This is a genomic window from Metabacillus sp. KH_069 (genome assembly GCF_057838075.1).
Genome location: NZ_CM174460.1, coordinates 1,692,030 through 1,711,856 on the forward strand (window position 1 = coordinate 1,692,030; position 19,827 = coordinate 1,711,856).

General features: G+C 42.8%; 19 protein-coding genes. 17 read left to right on the plus strand and 2 right to left on the minus strand.

The window, feature by feature from the left end; all coding sequences use genetic code 11:
• Positions 1–106 precede the first annotated feature (106 nt).
• The 4 genes from AC3ISE_RS08370 (at position 107) to AC3ISE_RS08385 (ending at position 2,826) form a co-directional block, all read left to right on the plus strand.
• Positions 107–565: a TlpA disulfide reductase family protein gene (locus AC3ISE_RS08370; protein WP_154318125.1), complete on the plus strand. Its 459-nt coding sequence runs from the start codon at positions 107–109 to the stop codon at positions 563–565.
• Between the two features lie 796 nt (positions 566–1,361).
• A complete protein-coding gene (cspD, locus tag AC3ISE_RS08375) occupies positions 1,362–1,565 on the plus strand; it encodes a cold-shock protein CspD (protein WP_070878053.1) in 204 nt (67 codons plus the stop codon).
• 151 nt (positions 1,566–1,716) lie between these two features.
• Positions 1,717–2,334, plus strand: coding sequence for an acetate uptake transporter (locus tag AC3ISE_RS08380; protein WP_489223843.1), 618 nt, complete (start codon positions 1,717–1,719; stop codon positions 2,332–2,334).
• Positions 2,335–2,430: 96 nt separating this feature from the next.
• Positions 2,431–2,826 carry a cytosolic protein gene (locus AC3ISE_RS08385; protein ID WP_489223844.1) on the plus strand — a complete coding sequence of 132 codons (396 nt, stop codon included), beginning with the start codon at positions 2,431–2,433 and terminating at the stop codon, positions 2,824–2,826.
• 30 nt (positions 2,827–2,856) lie between these two features.
• Here the strand turns inward: AC3ISE_RS08385 and AC3ISE_RS08390 are convergent, their stop codons facing one another.
• Positions 2,857–3,147, minus strand: a complete 291-nt coding sequence (locus AC3ISE_RS08390) for a DUF6509 family protein (protein WP_070878059.1) — start codon at positions 3,145–3,147, stop codon at positions 2,857–2,859.
• Positions 3,148–3,420: 273 nt separating this feature from the next.
• Between AC3ISE_RS08390 and AC3ISE_RS08395 the strand changes: the two genes are divergently transcribed.
• From AC3ISE_RS08395 to AC3ISE_RS08440, 10 genes are all read left to right on the plus strand, one after another.
• A complete protein-coding gene (locus AC3ISE_RS08395; protein ID WP_070878061.1) occupies positions 3,421–4,311 on the plus strand; it encodes a nitrilase-related carbon-nitrogen hydrolase in 891 nt (296 codons plus the stop codon).
• Between the two features lie 66 nt (positions 4,312–4,377).
• Positions 4,378–5,694: an NAD(P)-dependent oxidoreductase gene (locus tag AC3ISE_RS08400; RefSeq protein ID WP_489224292.1), complete on the plus strand. Its 1,317-nt coding sequence runs from the start codon at positions 4,378–4,380 to the stop codon at positions 5,692–5,694.
• A gap of 204 nt (positions 5,695–5,898) precedes the next feature.
• Positions 5,899–7,185 carry an NAD-dependent dihydropyrimidine dehydrogenase subunit PreA gene (gene preA, locus AC3ISE_RS08405; RefSeq protein ID WP_489223845.1) on the plus strand — a complete coding sequence of 429 codons (1,287 nt, stop codon included), beginning with the start codon at positions 5,899–5,901 and terminating at the stop codon, positions 7,183–7,185.
• Positions 7,186–7,202: 17 nt separating this feature from the next.
• Positions 7,203–8,621, plus strand: a complete 1,419-nt coding sequence (gene hydA / locus AC3ISE_RS08410; protein WP_489223846.1) for a dihydropyrimidinase — start codon at positions 7,203–7,205, stop codon at positions 8,619–8,621.
• Positions 8,622–8,661: 40 nt separating this feature from the next.
• On the plus strand, positions 8,662–10,137 hold the full coding sequence (locus AC3ISE_RS08415) for an NCS1 family transporter (RefSeq protein ID WP_489223847.1): 1,476 nt from the start codon (positions 8,662–8,664) through the stop codon (positions 10,135–10,137).
• A gap of 14 nt (positions 10,138–10,151) precedes the next feature.
• Entirely contained in the window at positions 10,152–10,367 is a 216-nt protein-coding gene (locus AC3ISE_RS08420; protein ID WP_133311386.1) for a hypothetical protein, read from the plus strand.
• Between the two features lie 127 nt (positions 10,368–10,494).
• On the plus strand, positions 10,495–12,117 hold the full coding sequence (locus tag AC3ISE_RS08425; protein WP_489223848.1) for a PucR family transcriptional regulator: 1,623 nt from the start codon (positions 10,495–10,497) through the stop codon (positions 12,115–12,117).
• 411 nt (positions 12,118–12,528) lie between these two features.
• Positions 12,529–13,992, plus strand: a complete 1,464-nt coding sequence (locus tag AC3ISE_RS08430) for a CoA-acylating methylmalonate-semialdehyde dehydrogenase (RefSeq protein ID WP_489223849.1) — start codon at positions 12,529–12,531, stop codon at positions 13,990–13,992.
• An 18-nt stretch (positions 13,993–14,010) separates the two neighbouring features.
• Positions 14,011–15,375 (plus strand): aspartate aminotransferase family protein, encoded by a 1,365-nt coding sequence (locus tag AC3ISE_RS08435; protein WP_489223850.1) that lies wholly within the window; start codon positions 14,011–14,013, stop codon positions 15,373–15,375.
• 103 nt (positions 15,376–15,478) lie between these two features.
• On the plus strand, positions 15,479–16,039 hold the full coding sequence (locus AC3ISE_RS08440) for a maltose acetyltransferase domain-containing protein (RefSeq protein ID WP_489223851.1): 561 nt from the start codon (positions 15,479–15,481) through the stop codon (positions 16,037–16,039).
• Positions 16,040–16,071: 32 nt separating this feature from the next.
• Here AC3ISE_RS08440 and AC3ISE_RS08445 read toward each other — a convergent pair whose 3' ends face one another.
• Complete coding sequence (locus AC3ISE_RS08445; RefSeq protein WP_489223852.1) at positions 16,072–16,482, minus strand: VOC family protein; 411 nt, start codon at positions 16,480–16,482, stop codon at positions 16,072–16,074.
• A gap of 481 nt (positions 16,483–16,963) precedes the next feature.
• Here AC3ISE_RS08445 and AC3ISE_RS08450 point away from each other — a divergent pair, with 481 nt between their 5' ends.
• From AC3ISE_RS08450 to AC3ISE_RS08460, 3 genes are all read left to right on the plus strand, one after another.
• Complete coding sequence (locus AC3ISE_RS08450; protein WP_489223853.1) at positions 16,964–17,134, plus strand: DUF6440 family protein; 171 nt, start codon at positions 16,964–16,966, stop codon at positions 17,132–17,134.
• A gap of 1 nt (position 17,135) precedes the next feature.
• Complete coding sequence (locus tag AC3ISE_RS08455; protein WP_489223854.1) at positions 17,136–17,708, plus strand: GrpB family protein; 573 nt, start codon at positions 17,136–17,138, stop codon at positions 17,706–17,708.
• 357 nt (positions 17,709–18,065) lie between these two features.
• Entirely contained in the window at positions 18,066–19,820 is a 1,755-nt protein-coding gene (locus AC3ISE_RS08460; protein WP_070878952.1) for an ABC transporter ATP-binding protein, read from the plus strand.
• Positions 19,821–19,827: the final 7 nt, after the last annotated feature.

Sequence of the window (19,827 nt, forward strand, 5' to 3'; positions counted from 1 at the left end):
TAAGAAAGTATTGGCAAAAAGCGCCTTTTCTGTCGGATCCCTATCTGTCTGTCGGAGCTAACCGGGCGCTTAAGCTTTTCTTATACAAGTAATGGAGGGATTCACAATGAAATTACGCGAACAAATGCCGGAATTAAACGGTGCAGTGGAATGGCTGAACGGCCAGCAGACAAAAGAAGATTTAATTGGTGAAAAACCAACACTCATTCATTTTTGGTCTGTAAGCTGCCATCTCTGCAAGGAAGCAATGCCTCAGGTTAATGAATTCAGAGATCAGTACAAAGATAAACTGAACGTAGTTGCTGTTCACATGCCTAGATCAGAAGACGATCTGAACTTAGAGGACATAAAAAAAACAGCAGCTGAGCATGACATCACACAGCCGATTTTCGTTGACAGCGAACACAAGCTGACAGATGCATTTGATAATCAATATGTGCCTGCGTACTATGTATTTGATAAAACTGGAGCTCTTCGTCATTTCCAGGCAGGCGGAAGCGGCATGAAAATGCTTGAAAAGCGTGTAAACCGCGTATTGGCTGAAACAGAAAACGCAGCAGAATAAGAGAAGAGCGCCCCATGAGAATGGGGCGCTTTTTTTGATAGGCTCTTTTCATAAACTTTGATGAGACTACATGTTTAAAACCATTAGTGGATCTACGCTGCAGGAACTTGACTCCTGCGGGAAAAGAGAGCGAAATGGAAGACCCCGCAGGCTCGCCGAGGAGGCTTCCACGCTCCCCGCGGAAAGGAACGGACAACATTTATAATCAAAAACAACAATCTATGCGAAAACAGCCTTTTGATAATTATTAATGAGTTCGCACAGAGCTGGTTAATTAAGATTTTCCCTATAATAAAGTGATTTCAAAAACTTTCGTAAATAATCCAGCAATTATCGCTAAAGTATTCGACAAAAAGTCGGCTAAAACATGCTCAAAAGTTGATTTTCTTCTTCAATCAATGTATAATAAAAAAGTTAGTTCATAATATAAATACCCTTCTACCAAGAAATAATAGAGTTTCACATTCAATTATCCTTATTGGATAATCTAGTTTTTCAAGTTCAAATCCTTTGATTTTTGTTAGCTCAATTCAAGCTGGCGCGGTCATCGGAGCCGCAAGGACGAGAGAGAGGTAGGGCTTTCGTTGCTTTGTGTTCACAGTTAAATAAATGAATAACCAATAGATATTGTCAGACTATCAGTCAAATCTTTTTAAGATGAATTCATATGGGGTTTAGCATTCACATGTTATAAAGACTATCTATTCCTCTATTGATACTCTTTATAATATGTGAATATTTTATTTACCATGTTGTAAATAGTAGGACATATTAAAAAATTTTTGGAGGTTTTCTCATGCAAGCAACTGGAAAAGTAAAATGGTTTAATTCAGAAAAAGGCTTTGGATTTATCGAAGTTGAAGGCGGAAACGATGTATTCGTTCACTTCAGCGCGATCACTGGCGAAGGGTACAAAACGTTAGAAGAAGGCCAAGAAGTTGAATTCAACATCGTTGAAGGCAACCGCGGACCTCAAGCTGAGAACGTTGTAAAATTATAATGAGCTAAAAAGCTGCCTGATGGCAGCTTTTTTTATTTTCTTCAGAAAAAATGTAATCGTTTACTAATTAATATCCCCAAAAACTCATTGACACCGCTATTTCAATCCTGTATCTTGTTCAAGTATGTGTTTAAAATATAGGAGGTTCATCATGAACAATCAGAATGTACAACAAGTAAAAATGACAACCGCAGATCCTTCAGCGCTTGGACTTTTTGGACTTGCAATGGTTACACTCGTTGCTTCTTCGCAAAAGCTTGGGTTAACAGAGGGTCTTTCTTTTATTTTACCGTGGGCGATTTTTTTAGGGGGATTTGCTCAGCTGTTTGCCTGCATCAATGATGCAAAGCACAACAACACGTTCGGAACGACTGCTTTTGGTGCATTTGGCCTGTTTTGGCTTGGTGTCGGAGGTTCTTGGCTCATTCAATTAGGTGTATTCGGAGATGAGCTTGCAGCAAGCGTTGATCCAAAACAGCTTGGCTTTGCTTTTGTAGGCTATTTAATCTTCAGCTTATTCATGACAGTTGGTGCCATGGAAACGCATAAAGTCTTATTTTTTATTTTTGTCCTAATTGATTTCTTATTTATCGGTCTTTCTTTAAGTTCTTTCGGCATCATGCACGAAGCGACGCATATGCTTGCGGCAGTTTCTGAAATGCTGATTGCTCTCTTATCGTTTTACGGTTCAGCTGCAGCAGTGCTGAATGCTCATTTTGGACGTGTTTTCCTGCCGATCGGAAAACCTTTTGGCATTTTTAAAAAGTAATGAAACGGCTCCTTTTTTTAAAAAGGGGCCTTCGTTTTGTTTTTCAGGGAAAAGTGGTATACGATAGGGAAGAATCTAATACATAGGAGAGATAGCATGAATTCATTTTCAGTAGAATTTCATAAAGAAGATCAAACAGATGCAATGACCGTTCAAAAACTGAACGAGGAAGATTTTCACCTGGTAACAGAAGGCGGAACGCGCCATTTGTTCGAGCTTGATACAAACGTCGGCTTTTTCGTTTTCTTTGACGGGGAAGATAAAGACGGAAAAGAGTGGTACCTCGTTCTTCATTATGAAGAAGAGCAGGAAGATCCAAGCGCTTGCTATTCATTTGAGCTGAAGGATTTCTATCAATTCACGGCTCTTTATTTAAATGATCTGGAGTTTAATGAAGAAACAAACGAAGAGGAAGAAGCACACGGACCGATCCATCATCTGGCGCATCTTCTGTTTCATATTGTGGAAGAAGGCAAAAAAACAGAAGCATAAAAAAGGAGCAGGCTAACCGCCTGCTCTTTCTTAATTTTCTTCTGAATAATGCCCCTGGCAAAATTCTTTGATCATGGCTTCTTCTTCTTCATCAAGCTCGAAATCAAGAAATGTGTTTGTTTCCTTTTCCATGAGGTGATAAACGGAGATTCTTCCGCCGCTGTCATCGACTAAGTAAATAACCTTTAAGAGCAGGCCCTTCTCTGTATATAACTCATCGTCTTCATCCACATCAAGCTCCAGAAAGAATTCATAACGATCTCCTGATAGAATGCCGAATGGATCATGCAATTTTTCAACCGTGTAGGCTGCAATATTCAATATGTATCATTCCAATCTCTCAATTTAATTCAATTGTCTCCTCCTTATCCTAACGAAAAAAAGAAGATAACACAAATTTTACACTAAAATGTTACTTAATCTCACATAGAGTGGATCCTTCTTTACATAGTGCAAGAGAAATGAAAGAAACCTTTTAACAATTTGTACAATGTAAATGGAGGGAATTGAAAGTAAAATAGATACAAAGTTTGAATTTTTAATATTTAGAATATTTTTATTTATTTTGAAGAATTGTCCTAAGGAGGCTGTCGCATGTCAGACAAAGTAGTGATTGGATTAATTCAGGCCAGCAATGATGTGGATGGAAATGAGGCTGTCGAAGTTCACAAAGAAAAAGCGATTGAAAAGCATATTAAGCTTGTGAGAGAAGCAAGCGACCGGGGTGCGCAGATTGTTTGTCTTCAGGAAATCTTTTATGGCCCGTACTTTTGTACGGAACAGAACACGAAATGGTACGATGCAGCAGAAGAAATTCCAAATGGACCGACTACTAAACGGTTTCAGGAGCTGGCCCGTGAACTGGGCATCGTAATAGTTCTGCCTATTTATGAACGCGAAGGAATTGCTACTTATTATAATACAGCTGCAGTCATTGATGCAGATGGATCATACTTAGGGAAATACCGAAAACATCATATACCGCATGTAGGAGTGGGCAAAGAAGGAGGCGGTTTCTGGGAGAAGTTTTACTTTAAACCGGGGAACCTCGGATATCCAGTTTTTGATACAGCTTTTGCGAAAATTGGGGTCTATATATGTTATGACCGCCATTTCCCTGAAGGTGCAAGGCTTCTTGGGTTAAATGGGGCTGAAATTGTCTTTAACCCTTCAGCTACAGTAGCGGGTCTTTCGGAGTATTTATGGAAGCTTGAACAGCCGGCACATGCGGTTGCAAATGGCTATTACATTGGAGCCATCAACCGTGTTGGCTACGAAGGGCCTTGGAACATGGGTGAATTTTACGGACAATCTTATCTTGCGGATCCAAGAGGCCGCTTTGTGGCCGAAGGAAGCCGTGACAGGGACGAGGTCGTTATCGGTGAAATGGATAAAAAATTAATCCGCGAAGTCCGGGATACGTGGCAGTTTTATCGTGACAGACGTCCGGAAACGTATCAGGAAATGACGGCTTTGCTGCCTTAATCGCTGGAAAAGGAGGTTTTTATCTTGACTAGGGAAATTTCTTTAATAGATTTAGAGAGAAATTTTATGGAGGTTGAGCAGGCCCTGTCAAACAGGGAAGCGTTCGAGGAAGCGAGCAGATGTTTATATTGCTACGACGCACCTTGTATTCAGGCTTGTCCGACTGGTATTGATATCCCCTCTTTTATTAAGAAGATTGCTTCTGGAAACCTGAAGGGATCCGCCAAAACCATTATGACAGCCAATCCTGTGGGAGCAAGCTGTTCCCGTGTTTGCCCGACAGAGGAGCTGTGTGAAGGAGCATGTGTCCTTAATTCATCTACAAAGCCGATCATGATCGGAAATTTACAGCGCTATGCCACCGACTGGGCGATTCATAATGAACAAGTCCTGTTTAAAGCGGGAGAAAAGAATGGCAAGACCGTAGCCATTGTAGGCGGAGGTCCTGCAGGATTATCAGCTGCAAGGGAGCTTGCTCTGCTGGGTTATACCGTAACGATTTTTGAAGCAGAACCATATGCCGGCGGTTTAAATACGTATGGCATCGTCTCATTCAGGCTGCCGCAATCCATTTCTTTTTGGGAAGTTGAGCAAGTGAAAAACCTTGATGTCGAAATCCGGACGAATACACGGGTAGGAAAAGATGTCATGGCTTCTGAATTAATAGAGAATTATGATGCCGTTGTTCTTGCTGTCGGAATGTCATCCGTTCCTAAGCTTGGCATTGAAGGCGAAGATGCAGATGGAGTATACGATGCAATTGATTTTGTGAAAGAGACAAAAACGGTAAAAATGATGGATCTCATAGGGAAGAAGGCCGTTGTTGTAGGAGCCGGAAATACGGCAATCGATGCTGCTACTTGCTCCGTCAGGCTAGGTGCAGAGGATGTAAGCATTCTTTACCGCAGAACTCAGGCGGAAATGACTGCCTACGATTTTGAATATGAATTCGCCAAACAGGACGGCGTAGCATTCAAATGGCTTACTGCCCCAAAACGGATTGTTACAAATGAGGATAATAGAGTAATAGGAATTGAATGCTTCAAAATGGAGCTTTCTGCAGGAATTGATGGACAGCGACCTCGTCCTGTTCCCGTACCGGGCTCTGAGTTTATCATCGAAACCGATGCTGTCATCCGTGCAATCGGTCAATCCAGATACCTCAATTTAATCGAACAATTCGGCGTCGAACACTCTGACGGGGTAGTGCGTATTTCAGAGGATTCTTACCAAACCTCAAATGAGAAAATCTTTGCCTGCGGAGATGTGATTTTCGGCAAAGGCCAAGGAGATGCGATGGTCGTATCAGCTGCGCAGCAAGGAAAGCTGACAGCTTATGAGATCCATAAAAAGATATCTTTTGAAGAACTGAAGCTTGCCTGAATTTTACATGACACTAAATTAAAACGGAACTGCCTCTAATCTGTATAAGGCAGTTCCGCATTTCAGTGTTCAGCTGCATCACCCAGCTCCTCGGCCAGAACGGCTCCGTCCGCAAAGGCTAAAAGCGCCTTTTCGGCCGGATCCTTATCTGTCTTTCGGAGCTAAACGGGTGATTCCACATTTCTAATTAAGGGAGGTTCATTCATGGCTGATTTAAGAATTGATTTTGCGGGGATAAAGTCACCGAATCCTTTTTGGCTTGCATCCGCCCCTCCGACAAATTCCGGCTATCAGGTTCAGAGGGCGTTTGAAGCAGGCTGGGGAGGGGCTGTATGGAAGACGCTCGGAGATCCGATTTTAAATGTCTCTTCCCGATTTGCCGCGGTCAGTTTTAATGGGCAGCGTGTAGCCGGTTTTAATAATATTGAATTGATAACAGACCGTCCGCTTGAGGTGAATTTAAAGGAAATTTACGAAACGAAAAAAAGATTTCCGGATCATGCGATTATTGCCTCGCTGATGGTAGAACCGAAACAGGAGAAATGGCATGAAATTGTTAAGCGGGTTGAGGATGTCGGAGTAGATGGACTTGAGCTTAATTTCGGCTGTCCCCACGGCATGGCAGAGCGCGGCATGGGAGCGGCTTCCGGTCAGGTTCCGGACCTGGTGGAGAGGCAAACATACTGGGCTAAAGAAGCGGCTAAAACTCCTGTGATTGTCAAACTTACGCCAAATATCACCGATATTACGGTAACAGCTGAGGCAGCCGTTGCAGGCGGAGCGGATGCCATCTCCATGATTAATACGATAAACAGCCTCGCCGGCGTTGACATTGATACCTGGAATACCATTCCCCATGTAGCCGGAAAAGGAGCGCACGGAGGGTACTGCGGTCCCGCTGTTAAGCCGATTGCGTTAAACATGGTAGCGGAATGTGCAAGGAATCCGCGGATCAATGTGCCGATTTCAGGCATCGGCGGCATCTCAAACTGGAAGGATACAGTCGAATTCATGCTGATGGGGGCAATGGGTGTCCAGGTTTGTACAGCCGCCATGCATCACGGATTCCGAATTGTTGAAGATATGATTGAAGGCCTGTCCCATTATTTAGATGACAAAGGTTTAACCTCCGTCATGGACCTGGTCGGCAAGTCTGTTCCTAGATACTCAGACTGGGGAGAGCTTGATTTAAACTATAAAGTTGTAGCGAAAATCAATACAGATGTCTGTATCAACTGCAACAAATGTCATATTGCCTGTGAAGATACATCCCATCAGTGCATTGACATGCTTAAGGATGCAAGCGGCCAGTCCTATCTGAAAGTGCGTGAAGAAGATTGTGTCGGATGCAATCTTTGTTCAATCGTATGTCCGGTAGATGGAGCCATCGATATGGTCGAGCTTGCTAATGAACTGCCTCCAATGACATGGAATGAAAGGCAGTCGGTGATTGGAGCACTTGGAACTTCAAGTGCAGACTTTGTGAAGTAAAGGGAGGGCGCGGACTGATGAAAAAAATAATTAAAAACGGCATAATTGCAACAGCTGCCGATACGTATAAAGCAGATATTTTAGTAGAAGGGGAACAAATAGCAGCGATTGGCTGCAATTTGCCTGAAGAGGGAGCAGAAATCGTTGATGCAAAGGGCTGCTACGTTTTTCCCGGCGGAATAGATCCGCATACACACCTTGATATGCCCTTTGGAGGGACCGTGACAAAGGACGATTTTGAGAGCGGAACAATGGCTGCAGCCTTTGGGGGCACAACCACGGTTATTGATTTTTGTCTAACTGAAAAAGGGAAACCGCTGAAGGATGCCATTCAGACATGGCATGAAAAATCCAAAGATAAAGCAGTAATCGATTACAGTTTTCATTTAATGATTTCTGAAATAAATGATGACGTACTTGGAGAGCTTCCAGCTGTCATTAATGAAGAAGGCATTTCTTCATTTAAAGTCTTTATGGCCTACAAAAATGTTTTCCAGGCGGACGATGAAACATTATTCCGGACGCTTTTGACTGCTAAAGAACTTGGCGGTCTTGTCATGGTACATGCTGAAAATGGAGATGTCATTGATTATCTGACGAAAAAAGCACTCGCTGAAGGAAAGACAGATCCCATAAATCACGCGTTAACACGCCCTCCTGAAGTTGAAGGCGAAGCAACTGGAAGAGCGGCTCAATTAACGGGGCTTGCCGGCTCTCAGCTGTATGTTGTACATGTTTCATGTGCCGACGCTGTTGAAAAAATTGCTGAAGCGCGAAGCAAGGGCTTTGATGTGTGGGGGGAAACATGTCCTCAATACTTGGTTCTTGATCAAACGTACTTGGAAAAGCCGGATTTTGAAGGAGCAAAATATGTCTGGTCACCGCCTCTCCGCGAGAAGAAGCATCAGGATGTACTCTGGAATGCGCTGAAAACAGGAGTGCTGCAGACTATTGGATCTGATCAATGCTCGTTTGATTTTAAAGGACAGAAGGATTTGGGAAAAGGAGATTTTACTAAAATTCCAAATGGCGGCCCTATTATTGAAGATCGTCTAAGCATTCTCTTTTCAGAAGGCGTGAATAAAGGAAGAATCTCATTAAACCAATTTGTTGATATGACTAGTACAAAGACAGCAAAACTATTCGGTCTCTATCCTAAAAAAGGAACAATTGCAGTCGGCTCTGATGCGGATCTTGTCCTTTTCGATCCATCTGCAGAACGGACGATTTCTGCTGAAACTCACCACATGGCCGTTGATTATAACGCATTTGAGGGTCTGAAAGTAACAGGAGAACCTGTTTCCGTTTTATCAAGAGGTGAATTTGTGATAAAGGATAAGCAATTTGCCGGCGAGGCAGGCAGAGGCAAATATCAGAAGAGAGCTAAATACGGAGAGCTGCTTGACGCGACCAAAAGCGCACCGATTTCGATCTGAAAAACCAAAGAGATAACCATTTGGAAGGGGATATGCGAAAGTGGCTAAAAATTATTTGAAGTCTCCTGATTTGCTGCCGATTCCTCATCATAAGAAAAACATTGGTTCGCTGGGCTTTGCTTTAATCTGGGTTGGGATGGCTGTTGTGCTTGCTGCATTTGCCATCGGCGGATCAGGTGTTCAGAGTCTTCCATTAGGATGGGTGATTGCTGCAACAATAATTGGTTCGATTGTCCTTGGTCTGATAATGACGTTAACAGGGGATATTGGTGTTGAACATGGCTTATCCTTCCCTGTTTATATGAGAGCGCCTTTTGGAACAGTCGGGACGCACATCCCTTCCGTTGTACGCGGTTTTGTAGCTTCTTGCTGGTTTGGTGTAAATACATTCTTTGGCGCCAGTGCCATGAATGCCATTCTTGCTACTTTATTCGGGTTTGATAATTGGATTGTCTGCTTCTTTATTTTTGCCATCTTGCAAGTCGTCAATACAGCACTGGGAATGAAGGCGATTGAACGATTTGCTGATTTAGCGGCACCTGTCATCATCATTATTTCAGGCTGGATGTATTTTACTCTATCAGATCAGGCGCTGCAGGAAGGCAGAAACGTGTGGTCATGGGTTGAAAATCCGGCAACTGGAGGAGCGGCATTTACAGCGTTCATGGTTGTCATTATGTCTAATATGGGATTTTGGGGAACCCTCGCTGCGGATATGCCATCCCTTTCCCGTTTTGTGAAAGCACCTAAAATGGAAAAGAACTGGTTCAAGCGGAACAAAGGCCAAATAGCGGGCAATTTAATTGCCTATCCAATCGTGCAAACCTTTATGGTCGTGATTGGCGCCGTTTCTTACATCGCTGTGACAAACTATGATCCGGTCGTTGCCCTGCAGCAATCTGCATCCGGCATTATTCTTGGTATCTTATTGGTTATGATTGTGCTCGCGCAGTGGTCCACAAATACCTCTGCAAACCTGATTCCTGCAGCGACCATTTTCTCTAATGTGGGAGGGCCAAAGGTTCCTTTCTGGGCGGGAGTAGCAGTTGCAGGTTTGATTGGAATCGTCGTTCAGCCGTGGAGTTTATTTGGCGTCATTATCGGAATTTTATTAATAGTCGGAGGAATCCTATCTGCCATATGCGGGATTTTAGTAGCTGATTATTATTTAATTCGAAAGCGCAGGGTTAATGTAAAAGACCTCTTCGAATCAGATGGACAATATAAATATATGAAAGGTGTAAATGCTGCAGGCTTTATCGCATGGATCATTGGAGGCGCAGCTGCAGTGGCTATTCCTTCATACTCATTTATTGTCGGCTTTGCAGTCGGCTGCATTGTCTATTACATTTTGGCGAAATATTGGTGGTTTCAGATTTATGCCCAGGCTGAATTAATAGATCCCGATGATCAAAAGTATCTGGGTATCTCAGTCGGAAATGACTGGACAATCGATCTCGAAGATGAAACAGTGCCGAACGTTGCCATTGCCCCGGCACAAACAGAGCAATTATAAGAAGGAGGCTCGTTATGTCTGATTACCAGGAGTATTTGTCTGAAAGAGATAAGATTGATTATTATCTGAGTCAGGGCTACAAAATCACAAGCGTGACTGAAAATTTAAGCGGTGCTTATCTTACTTTCAGAAATCACAAGAATCAAAACGATTCAGCTGAAATGCACGTAAAAACGGCGGATGCCAGAAAGTATTTTTCCGCCATGCTGCTGGCTCAAATCCGAAAATGACATCGTTCGACAAAGATAGGGCAGAATTTGTCCTATCTTTTTTGTGAGAAAAACTGACAAACGTATAGTGTTCAAACATGCCATTCTTTATAATAGACTGTAGCGACATCAAAAAAGGGGTGTGCGGATGAAATCATACATAACGATTGATGAGATTTTAAATCGAAAGCATTTTGCCCAAACAGACGTAATCGCTGGTGCTAAAGGATTGCACCGCCAATTGAAATGGGTTCATATTGTTGAATCGGTTCAAATCAGCAATCTCTTAAATGGCCATGAGCTGATTCTTACAACTGGTCTTGGCTTTAAAGATGATCCCCAACACTTTGTCTCCTTTCTAAGGCAATTGATCGAGAGGCATGCTGCCGGACTCTGCATCGAAATGGGCACACACATTAACAGTATTCCGGATGCAGTTACCAAACTTGCAGATCACCACCATTTTCCTATCATTCTGTTTCATCAAGAGGTTCCCTTTGTTGAAATTACCCAAGATGTGCATTCCCTCATCATTAATAAACAATATCAACTTCTCTCAGATTTAGAAAAATACTCCCAGCAGCTGAACAAAATGCTGCTTGAAATTGAAGACTGCCAGCAAATCCTGAAATTTCTGCAAGCCTATTTAGAAGTTCAGGTTATTGCTGTATTGAGCGGAAATAAAGCCGATTTCTTCCCAGAGCCAAAGGCAGATGAAAAAGAAGCGTTGCTTTTGAAAATTGGGAATAGAGAGGAAAACAATAAATCCAATATCGCAAGTCAGCCTGTGCAGATTCTTGGAGAAACCTACGCTGAGCTGCTGATTGTCGCCGGCTGCCGCGAACTGAATGAATTTGATCTTCTCATTTTAGACAGAACAGCCAACGCATTTGCCCAGCATTTGCTGCGGGATTTATATGTCAAAGAAAAAAAGATGGCAGAAGAAAGCGAGTGGCTGACAAACTGGCTTGAAGGAGAATACACGGATGAAGTCATCAAAGAACAGCTCTCCTTCATTGATCCGAAGCTGCGTTTAAATGGAGGAACTGTCTGCATCTGCAAGCTTTCGCCTGATTCAGGGGGGCAGGCTCCAAACGTCGACAGCACTTATTTCAAGCTTCTGTTTCGAACGGTATTTGAGCAATTTGGATTTCACTTGTTTACCGTTGAAGTCCGCCATCATCTTATTTTTATCGTGGGGAATAAACGGAACAAGAAGGATTGGAAAGAGAGAATGGATGGGGCCCTCTCAAGAATTCATTCAGGAAACGGTTCCGAACGGATCAGAACCTCATCTATTTCTATTGGAGTCGGGAAGTTTGCCGACAAACTCGGCAGTATTCATTTAAGCTATCAAACAGCTAAAGAAACCCTGGCTCTGCAAGATTCACTTTCTAAAGAAGGCAAAAGCTATTTTTATCAGGATTTGCATATGTACCGGATGATGTCTTTGTTAAAAAAACATGGCAATCTCGAAGAAACCATTCAAGAATATTTGGCCCCCGTCATAGAATATGACCGAAAATATAACGGTGACATGCTGATTACTTTAAAAACCTATCTGGCATGCAACGGCTCTAAACAAGAAACTTCGAAAAAATTATTTATCGTCAGGCAGACACTCTACCATCGCATAGAAAAGCTTGAATTGCTCCTTGGGGAAAACTTCATGAACTCAGACAGAAGACTGGCTCTTGAGTTTATGCTGATGGCTCACGATTTCATCATGAATACAGAAGGAACCATTCCGCTGCAGCATAAGATCGAATAGCAGGAAAGAGTGCTCTTTTGAAGAGTGCTCTTTTTTGATTAGGTTTTTGCTTGAGACGAGGATTTGGGGTGGATTCTTATCTTCATATCAGGCCAGAACAAATTCCTCGAATTAATTTGGAAACCCCTCCAATTAATCCGGAAACCACACGAATTAATTCTAAAACCCCTCCAATTAAATTAGAAAACCCATCAATTCAGCATTAACTCCTTGATCTGAATAGTCGGTTCCGCTTTTCTGCATTGTCCAGCTCCGCCTCCCAACTCCTCGGCCAGAACGGCTCCGCTTTTCTAATCAAACTGTAGCAACATTCCCCCCGTATCTTTTACATAGTGTCTAATGATTGCCGTTCCTTTGTGAGAGATAATGAACATAATTAGTAGAATTTTCAGAATATGCGGAGGGATGACAATGACAGTTGCAAATGAAGCAGCAGCAATTAAAAATTTCATCAATGGAAAATGGGTGAGTGCAGCAGGGAATGAAGTGCAGGGCGTAATTAATCCTGCAACGGGGAAGAAGATCGCAGCTGTACCGATTTCAACAGCCGAAGATGTAGACCAGGCGGCAAAGGCGGCAGCACTGGCATTTAAAACATGGAAGCTGATGCCGGTTCCGAAACGAGCAAGAATTCTATTTAAATATCATCATTTACTGACAGAAAATCATGCAGAGCTTGCCAAATTAATTGTTTCTGAGAATGGCAAGGCTTATAAAGAGGCATATGGCGAGGTTCAAAGAGGAATAGAGTGCGTTGAATTTGCAGCGGGAGCACCAAGCTTAATGATGGGTGAATCCTTATCCGGAATTGCAGAAGAGATGGATTCTGAAATGTTCCGCTACCCGCTTGGCGTTGTCGGCGGAATTACTCCTTTTAACTTTCCGATGATGGTGCCATTGTGGATGTTCCCGCTTGCGGTTGCTTGCGGAAATACATTCGTTTTAAAACCATCTGAGCGGACACCGCTGCTTGCCAATAAGCTTGCTGAGATGTTCACGGAAGCAGGTGCTCCGGACGGTGTTTTAAACATTGTCCATGGAAGTCACGATGTGGTGAACGGATTATTGGAGCATCCAGATATTAAAGCGATTTCATTCGTAGGATCTCAGCCTGTTGCAAAATATGTGTATGAAAAAGCTGCTGCGAAAGGTAAAAGGGTTCAGGCTCTCTCAGGTGCAAAAAATCATCATGTGGTGATGCCCGATGCAGACTTTGACAAAGCGGCACAGCATATTATCAGCTCTGCTTTTGGCAGTGCCGGCCAGCGCTGTATGGCTTGCAGCGCAGTAGTTGTTGTTGGAGACGGGGATCAATTTATGCAGACATTAAATCAAAAAGCGGATGACTTAGTGATGGGAAATGGTCTGGACGCGGAAGTGCTTCTGACTCCGGTGATTCGTGATACGCACCTGAAAAAGGTCATTGGTTATATTGAAAAAGGCATTGAGGAAGGGGCAGCACTTTTAAGAGACGGAAGGCGGGATATGGAAAATCAAAAAGAAGGCTATTTTTTGGGAGCAACGATTTTTGACAAGGTAACCCCTGAAATGACCATTGCAAAGGATGAAATTTTTGCACCGGTGCTCAGTGTGCTGCGAGCGGAAAATTTAGATGAAGGTCTTGATTATATACGAAAATCCCGTTATGGAAACGGAGCTACCATTTATACAAAGGATGCTCAGGCCATTCGGACGTTCAGAGAAGAAGCGGATGCAGGAATGCTTGGAATTAATGTCGGGGTGCCGGCGACGATGGCTTTCTTCCCATTTTCGGGGTGGAAGGATTCTTTCTACGGAGATTTACATGTTAATGGCAAAGACGGCGTAAACTTCTATACACGCAAAAAAATGATTACATCCAGATTTGATTTTTAATAGACAAGGAGGATGAATATGCAAAAGAGTACAGATGTAAGAGATGCTCTGCAAAAAGATGAGGCCCATCTCTGGCATTCTATGAAGCCATTCAATCCAGAGGCGACAATTATAGCAGAGGAAGCAAAGGGCGCATGGATCAGTGATGCAAACGGGAAAAAGTATTTGGACGGAATGGCCGGTTTGTGGTGTGTGAATGCAGGCTACGGAAGAACAGAGCTTGCGGAAGCTGCATACGAGCAGCTGAAAAAGCTTGCTTATTTTCCGTTAACACAAAGTCATCTGCCTGCCATTCAGCTTTCAGAAAAGCTGAATGACATGCTTGGCGGAGACTATGTCATCTTTTTCTCGAACAGCGGATCTGAGGCAAATGAAACAGCATTCAAAATTGCCCGCCAATATCATCAGCAAACAGGCAGCCATGAACGCTATAAAATCATTTCAAGGTACAGGGCCTATCATGGCAATACAATGGGATCTCTAGCTGCCACCGGGCAGGCTCAGCGGAAATATAAATACGAGCCGCTTGCACCAGGATTTATACATGTGCCTCCGCCTGACACTTACCGGTATCCGGAAGACGAAAATGCAGCCCCGGCTGAACTGAAATCGGTTCAGGCCATTGACCAGACGATGACATGGGAGCTCAGCGAAACCATTGCCGCGATGATCATGGAACCGATTATAACAGGCGGAGGCATTCTGATGCCGCCTGAGAATTATATGAAAGGCGTAAAAGAAGTCTGTGAAAAGCATGGGGCTCTGCTCATTGTTGACGAGGTCATCTGCGGCTTCGGCAGAACTGGAAAAGCATTCGGATTTATGAATTACGGAGTAAAGCCGGATATCATAACGATGGCCAAGGGGATTACAAGCGCCTACTTGCCGCTATCCGCTACAGCTGTTAAAAAAGAAATCTATGAAGCTTTTAAAGGAACAGAGGAATATGATTATTTCCGCCATGTGAACACGTTTGGAGGAAATCCTGCCGCCTGTGCACTTGCACTTAAAAATATCGAAATCTTTGAAAATGAAAAGCTTTTCGAACGTTCAAACGAGGTTGGAGGCCAAATGAAATCTGAACTCACATCACGTCTCCAGCATAATCGTTATGTTGGAAATGTAAGAGGGAAAGGTCTTTTGATTGGAATCGAGCTTGTAGAAAGCAAAGTGACGAAAAAACCGCTGGATGCAGGTCTTGTGAATAAAGTAATTGCATCCTGCAAGGAAAAAGGGCTGATAATTGGGAAAAATGGCGCAACTGTAGCAGGCTACAACAACGTCCTTGCAATCTCTCCTCCTCTTAATCTGGAAGAAGAGGACGCCGTGTTTATCGTGGATACGGTTGTTGGGGAGCTGAATGGGATCGCAGATACGAATTAAATGGGAAAACAGCGCATGGTGGATCGCGCTGTTTTTTCTTGTGGAAAAGAAATGGCTGAGGGTATAATGAAGGAATTATAACGGTTACAAGGAGATGCTCTTCATGAAAACAGAAAAAGAAAAGATGCTGGCGGGAGAACTTTATTTAGCTTGGGACGAAGATTTAGTAAGTGAACGTGCCCGCGCCAGAAGATTAACAAGGCTGTTCCACCAGACAATTGAAACGGATGATGATGCGCGTAAAAAAATACTTAAGGAACTGTTTGGAACGACTGGAGAAAATATTTACATAGAACCTACATTCCGCTGTGATTACGGCTCAAACATTCACGTTGGGGAAAACTTCTATGCCAACTTTGACTGTGTGATTCTGGATGTGTGCAAGGTAACAATCGGCGCCAATTGCATGCTTGCTCCAGGAGTCCACATCTATACAGCCACCCATCCATTAAATGCGGAAGAAAGAAACAGCGGAGCGGAATTCGGAAAACCTGTCACAATCGGCGATAACGTGTGGATTGGCGGAAGAGCGGTCATTAACCCGGGCGTAACAATCGGAAACAATGCAGTTATTGCCTCCGGCGCGGTCGTGACGAAGGACGTCCCTGACAATGTTGTCGTTGGAGGAAATCCAGCAAGAGTCATAAAATCTATTGAGAATTGAAAAAGAGGCCAGCGCGGCCCCTTTTTTTTTACTTATTCGTAATTAACCTGCCAATGAATTCCGAACTTATCTGTTACTTGTCCATAAAGCTTGCTCCAGAATGTTTCCTGAAGATCCATGACGACTGTGCCGCCATCTTTAAGCTGGTTGAAAATAGAAGTCAGCTCTTCGATGTTCTTATTTACCAAAGCAAGAGTGATATTATTCCCTTCCACAAAAGGCATTCCCGGAAAAGTGTCAGAAAACATGACATTGCTTCCATCAATAGTAAGTCTTGTATGCATGATCAAGTTTTTCGCTTCCTCAGGCAGAGGATACTCTGGATTTTGCGGTGTTTCGCCGAACGTCATAAATTTAGGTTCTTCTGTCTTGAAAACCTTTGCATAAAACTCGACTGCTTCCCGGCAATTGCCATTGAAATTAAGGTAAACGTCTACTGACATAGTACATAATCACTCCTTGAATGAAAAATTTTTGGTGCCAATATTTATCATCTTACCATTTTTCTGTTATTAAACAAATCAAGAAAAAGAAGGATTCTATAAAAAATATTTCTCTATACAAAAGGCTCTTTTAGTAAATATTGTTGCTGTTAGACTAATTGTTAAAAACGCTAAGTGGATTGCAGCGGAAGGAACTTGACTCCTGCGGGAAATAGAGCAAAGTGGGAGACCCCACAGGCAACGCCGAGGAGGCTCCCATGCTCCCCGCGGAAAGCAAGTTCCTCTCGCTGCAAGGAACGGGTAACATTTATAATGAAAAACAACAATCTATGCGAAAACAGCCATACCAAAAGATCATTCAGACTGCTGTTCATTTATAAAGGCTCTAAGATCTTAAAAAATGGTTAAAAAACATAGATTCCAACCTAAATATGATACTATAAATGTGAAATTACCTATTATTTCTAAAGGAGTGATCTGGATGGCAGCAAATAAACGGTTTGAAGTGACTCAGTCACAAGGGACCCTCGATGTAATAAGGGTCATAAAGGATACAGAAACAGGGGTTCAATACCTGCAGACGATCTCCGGCGGCGGGGTGGGAATTACCTTGCTGGTTGATGCTGAAGGCAAGCCATTGCTTGGTGAATAAGATGAAGATCCATCTATCAGAATATAACCCGGATTGGAAAATGCAATTCCGCCTGCACGAGGAAACGCTGAAAAATGCTTTTAATGAGTCTTCCATTAAAATTGAACATATAGGAAGCACCTCGGTTGAAGGTCTTTCAGCAAAGCCTGTCATTGATATTTTAATCGGTGTACCGTCTATTGAAGATCTGTCTTTTGTAGTCGATTCTTTAGCAGATTCCCCTTATATTTATAAAAAGGTGTACGATGATGCATTGCCATTCAGGCGTTTTTTTATCGGGGTAAAAAAGGAATATCTGCATCTTTATCCTAATGTTATTGAAAAAGAAGGAGTAAACATTCCGCATGACCACCGGACAGCCCACATTCATACAGTGCCAGTCACTCATCAATGGTGGGAGGATCACCTCCTGTTCCGTGATCATCTCCGCAGGCATCCGGAAGATCGGCTGATGTATGAGGCTGTAAAGCAAGATCTTTCAAAGAATGACTGGAAAACAGGAAATGAATATGCAGATGCAAAAACGGACTGTGTCTTGCAGATTTTGAATAAAGCAAAACGAAATCACCATTAATAGATAAAGTGCCAGCATGAACGGTTTAGCCATCTGTGGGAGCAGCCGCGAAAATGGAAACTCGTATACAAACGCAATTTCCAAAAGCTGAAGTCATGAAAAATTGGCTGAAACATAGAAATAGATAGTGTGTTTTCAGAAGCATGGATCTTTGATTCCGTGCTTTTTCAGTTATCCGACTTATGACGGAGAAGGCTCATAATAGGGAAGGAGTCTGAATTCATTAATTAGCATTAATTTTATAAAAATTGCGTAAAATGACTAGAAATATATTTCGAAACCCGATATATTAAGTAATACGTTGTAAATATTTTGAAAGCTAAGAAAAAAAAGCAAAGGCCAAAGGAGGGATTTTCATTGGAAACATTCAAAAAACTAAGGGCCTTTTATATGCCTTACAAAAATGATTTCTTATGGTCAATGGGTTTTCTGCTGATTATGACAGTCATCACGGTTGTGTATCCGATGGTGCTGCAGTTTACCATTGATGATGTCGTGCTGAAAGAACAGTTTTCACTTGTGCCCTGGATTGCGCTTGGGTTTGTCGGCATCATGACGGTAAAGGGAGTAGCGACTTATTTTCATCAGTATTTAGGGGATATGTTTGGAATTAAATCCGTGTACAGAATGAGAAATGAACTTTATGAAAAGCTTCAGCGCCTCCCATTTCGCTATTATGACAATGCAAAAACAGGAGACTTGATGTCAAGGCTCACGGCGGATGTGGAAGGCTTCCGTTTTTTCCTGTCATTCGGAATTGCGGAGCTGATTCGCTTCATTATTCTGATTGTCATCAGTCTTTGCGTCATGTTTTATTACTCGGTACCGCTGACATTCGTCACGATTGCAGCTTTGCCGTTCCTCGCTGTCGCCGTCTACCGTTTTGATAAAAGGGTGCACCCTGCTTTCAGAGGCATCCGCAAATCATTTGGGAAACTGAATACGAATGTTCAGGAAAATATAAGCGGCATTCATACTGTAAAATCTTTATCCAGAGAAGACTTTGAAATATCGAAGTTTAATTCCTCAAACAATGATTACAAACAGAAATATTTAGATACATCGAATGTTTGGGCGAAATATTTTCCGCTTATGGAGTTCATCGGAAATATTTGCGTCGTTGCATTACTTGCTTTCGGCGGATACATGGTGATTAACGGCAGTCTTAAGCCGGGTGAGCTAGTGGCTTTTTACAGCCTTGTCTGGTATATAATGTGGCCGATCATGAACTTGGGATTCGTCATCAACTTATTTTCTCAAGCAAAAGCTTCCGGTGAACGATTACTTGAAATTCTAGATGCGGATGAAGAGATCAGTGATGCAGACCGTGAGTTGTCAGCAGATAAATTATCAGGCCACGTTACGTTTAAAAATGTTTCGCTTAAATACAATGAAGAAGATGTACCGGCTTTAACAAATGTTTCATTTGATGCGCCTCCTGGAAAAACGGTCGGACTGATTGGGGCTACGGGTTCAGGAAAAACAACCGTCACTCAATTAATGACGCGTTTTTATGAGCCTACTTCAGGCCAGATTCTGCTTGACGGAAAGGATATTAAAGATCATTCTTTAAAATCCCTGCGAGGAAGCATCGGAGTGGTGCTGCAGGAATCTTTCCTTTTTTCTACGACGATTAAATCAAATATTGCTTATGGAAAACCTAATGCCACGATGGATGAAATCATCGATGCGGCCAAACGCGCTCAGGCACATGAATTTATTATGGAGCTTCCTGAGGGGTACGACACAATGCTTGGAGAACGGGGCATGGGTCTATCAGGGGGACAAAAGCAGAGGATTTCCATTGCGCGCGCCATTTGCGTGGATCCGAGCATTCTGATTTTGGATGATTCAACGAGTGCGGTTGATATGGACACAGAGTTCCGTATCCAAAAAGACTTAAAAGCCGTCATGAAGGATCGAACGACGATTATTATCGCTCACCGGATTTCTTCATTAAAACATGCCGATGAAATTATCGTGCTTCAGGATGGCGAGGTTGCCGAAAGAGGAACACATGAGCAGCTGCTCCATACAGGCGGCCCTTACAAACGAATTTATGATATTCAATATAAAGACCAAAAAGCTGTTGTACAGTCAAACGCAGGGTAGGTGAAAA

Coding starts and splice junctions, on each gene's coding strand:
- AC3ISE_RS08370 (WP_154318125.1), top strand. CDS start 107: ATGAAATTACGCGAACAAATGCCGGAATTAAACGGTGCAGTGGAATGG.
- cspD (WP_070878053.1), top strand. CDS start 1,362: ATGCAAGCAACTGGAAAAGTAAAATGGTTTAATTCAGAAAAAGGCTTT.
- AC3ISE_RS08380 (WP_489223843.1), top strand. CDS start 1,717: ATGAACAATCAGAATGTACAACAAGTAAAAATGACAACCGCAGATCCT.
- AC3ISE_RS08385 (WP_489223844.1), top strand. CDS start 2,431: ATGAATTCATTTTCAGTAGAATTTCATAAAGAAGATCAAACAGATGCA.
- AC3ISE_RS08395 (WP_070878061.1), top strand. CDS start 3,421: ATGTCAGACAAAGTAGTGATTGGATTAATTCAGGCCAGCAATGATGTG.
- AC3ISE_RS08400 (WP_489224292.1), top strand. CDS start 4,378: ATGGAGGTTGAGCAGGCCCTGTCAAACAGGGAAGCGTTCGAGGAAGCG.
- preA (WP_489223845.1), top strand. CDS start 5,899: ATGGCTGATTTAAGAATTGATTTTGCGGGGATAAAGTCACCGAATCCT.
- hydA (WP_489223846.1), top strand. CDS start 7,203: ATGAAAAAAATAATTAAAAACGGCATAATTGCAACAGCTGCCGATACG.
- AC3ISE_RS08420 (WP_133311386.1), top strand. CDS start 10,152: ATGTCTGATTACCAGGAGTATTTGTCTGAAAGAGATAAGATTGATTAT.
- AC3ISE_RS08425 (WP_489223848.1), top strand. CDS start 10,495: ATGAAATCATACATAACGATTGATGAGATTTTAAATCGAAAGCATTTT.
- AC3ISE_RS08430 (WP_489223849.1), top strand. CDS start 12,529: ATGACAGTTGCAAATGAAGCAGCAGCAATTAAAAATTTCATCAATGGA.
- AC3ISE_RS08435 (WP_489223850.1), top strand. CDS start 14,011: ATGCAAAAGAGTACAGATGTAAGAGATGCTCTGCAAAAAGATGAGGCC.
- AC3ISE_RS08440 (WP_489223851.1), top strand. CDS start 15,479: ATGAAAACAGAAAAAGAAAAGATGCTGGCGGGAGAACTTTATTTAGCT.
- AC3ISE_RS08445 (WP_489223852.1), bottom strand. CDS start 16,482: ATGTCAGTAGACGTTTACCTTAATTTCAATGGCAATTGCCGGGAAGCA.
- AC3ISE_RS08450 (WP_489223853.1), top strand. CDS start 16,964: ATGGCAGCAAATAAACGGTTTGAAGTGACTCAGTCACAAGGGACCCTC.
- AC3ISE_RS08455 (WP_489223854.1), top strand. CDS start 17,136: ATGAAGATCCATCTATCAGAATATAACCCGGATTGGAAAATGCAATTC.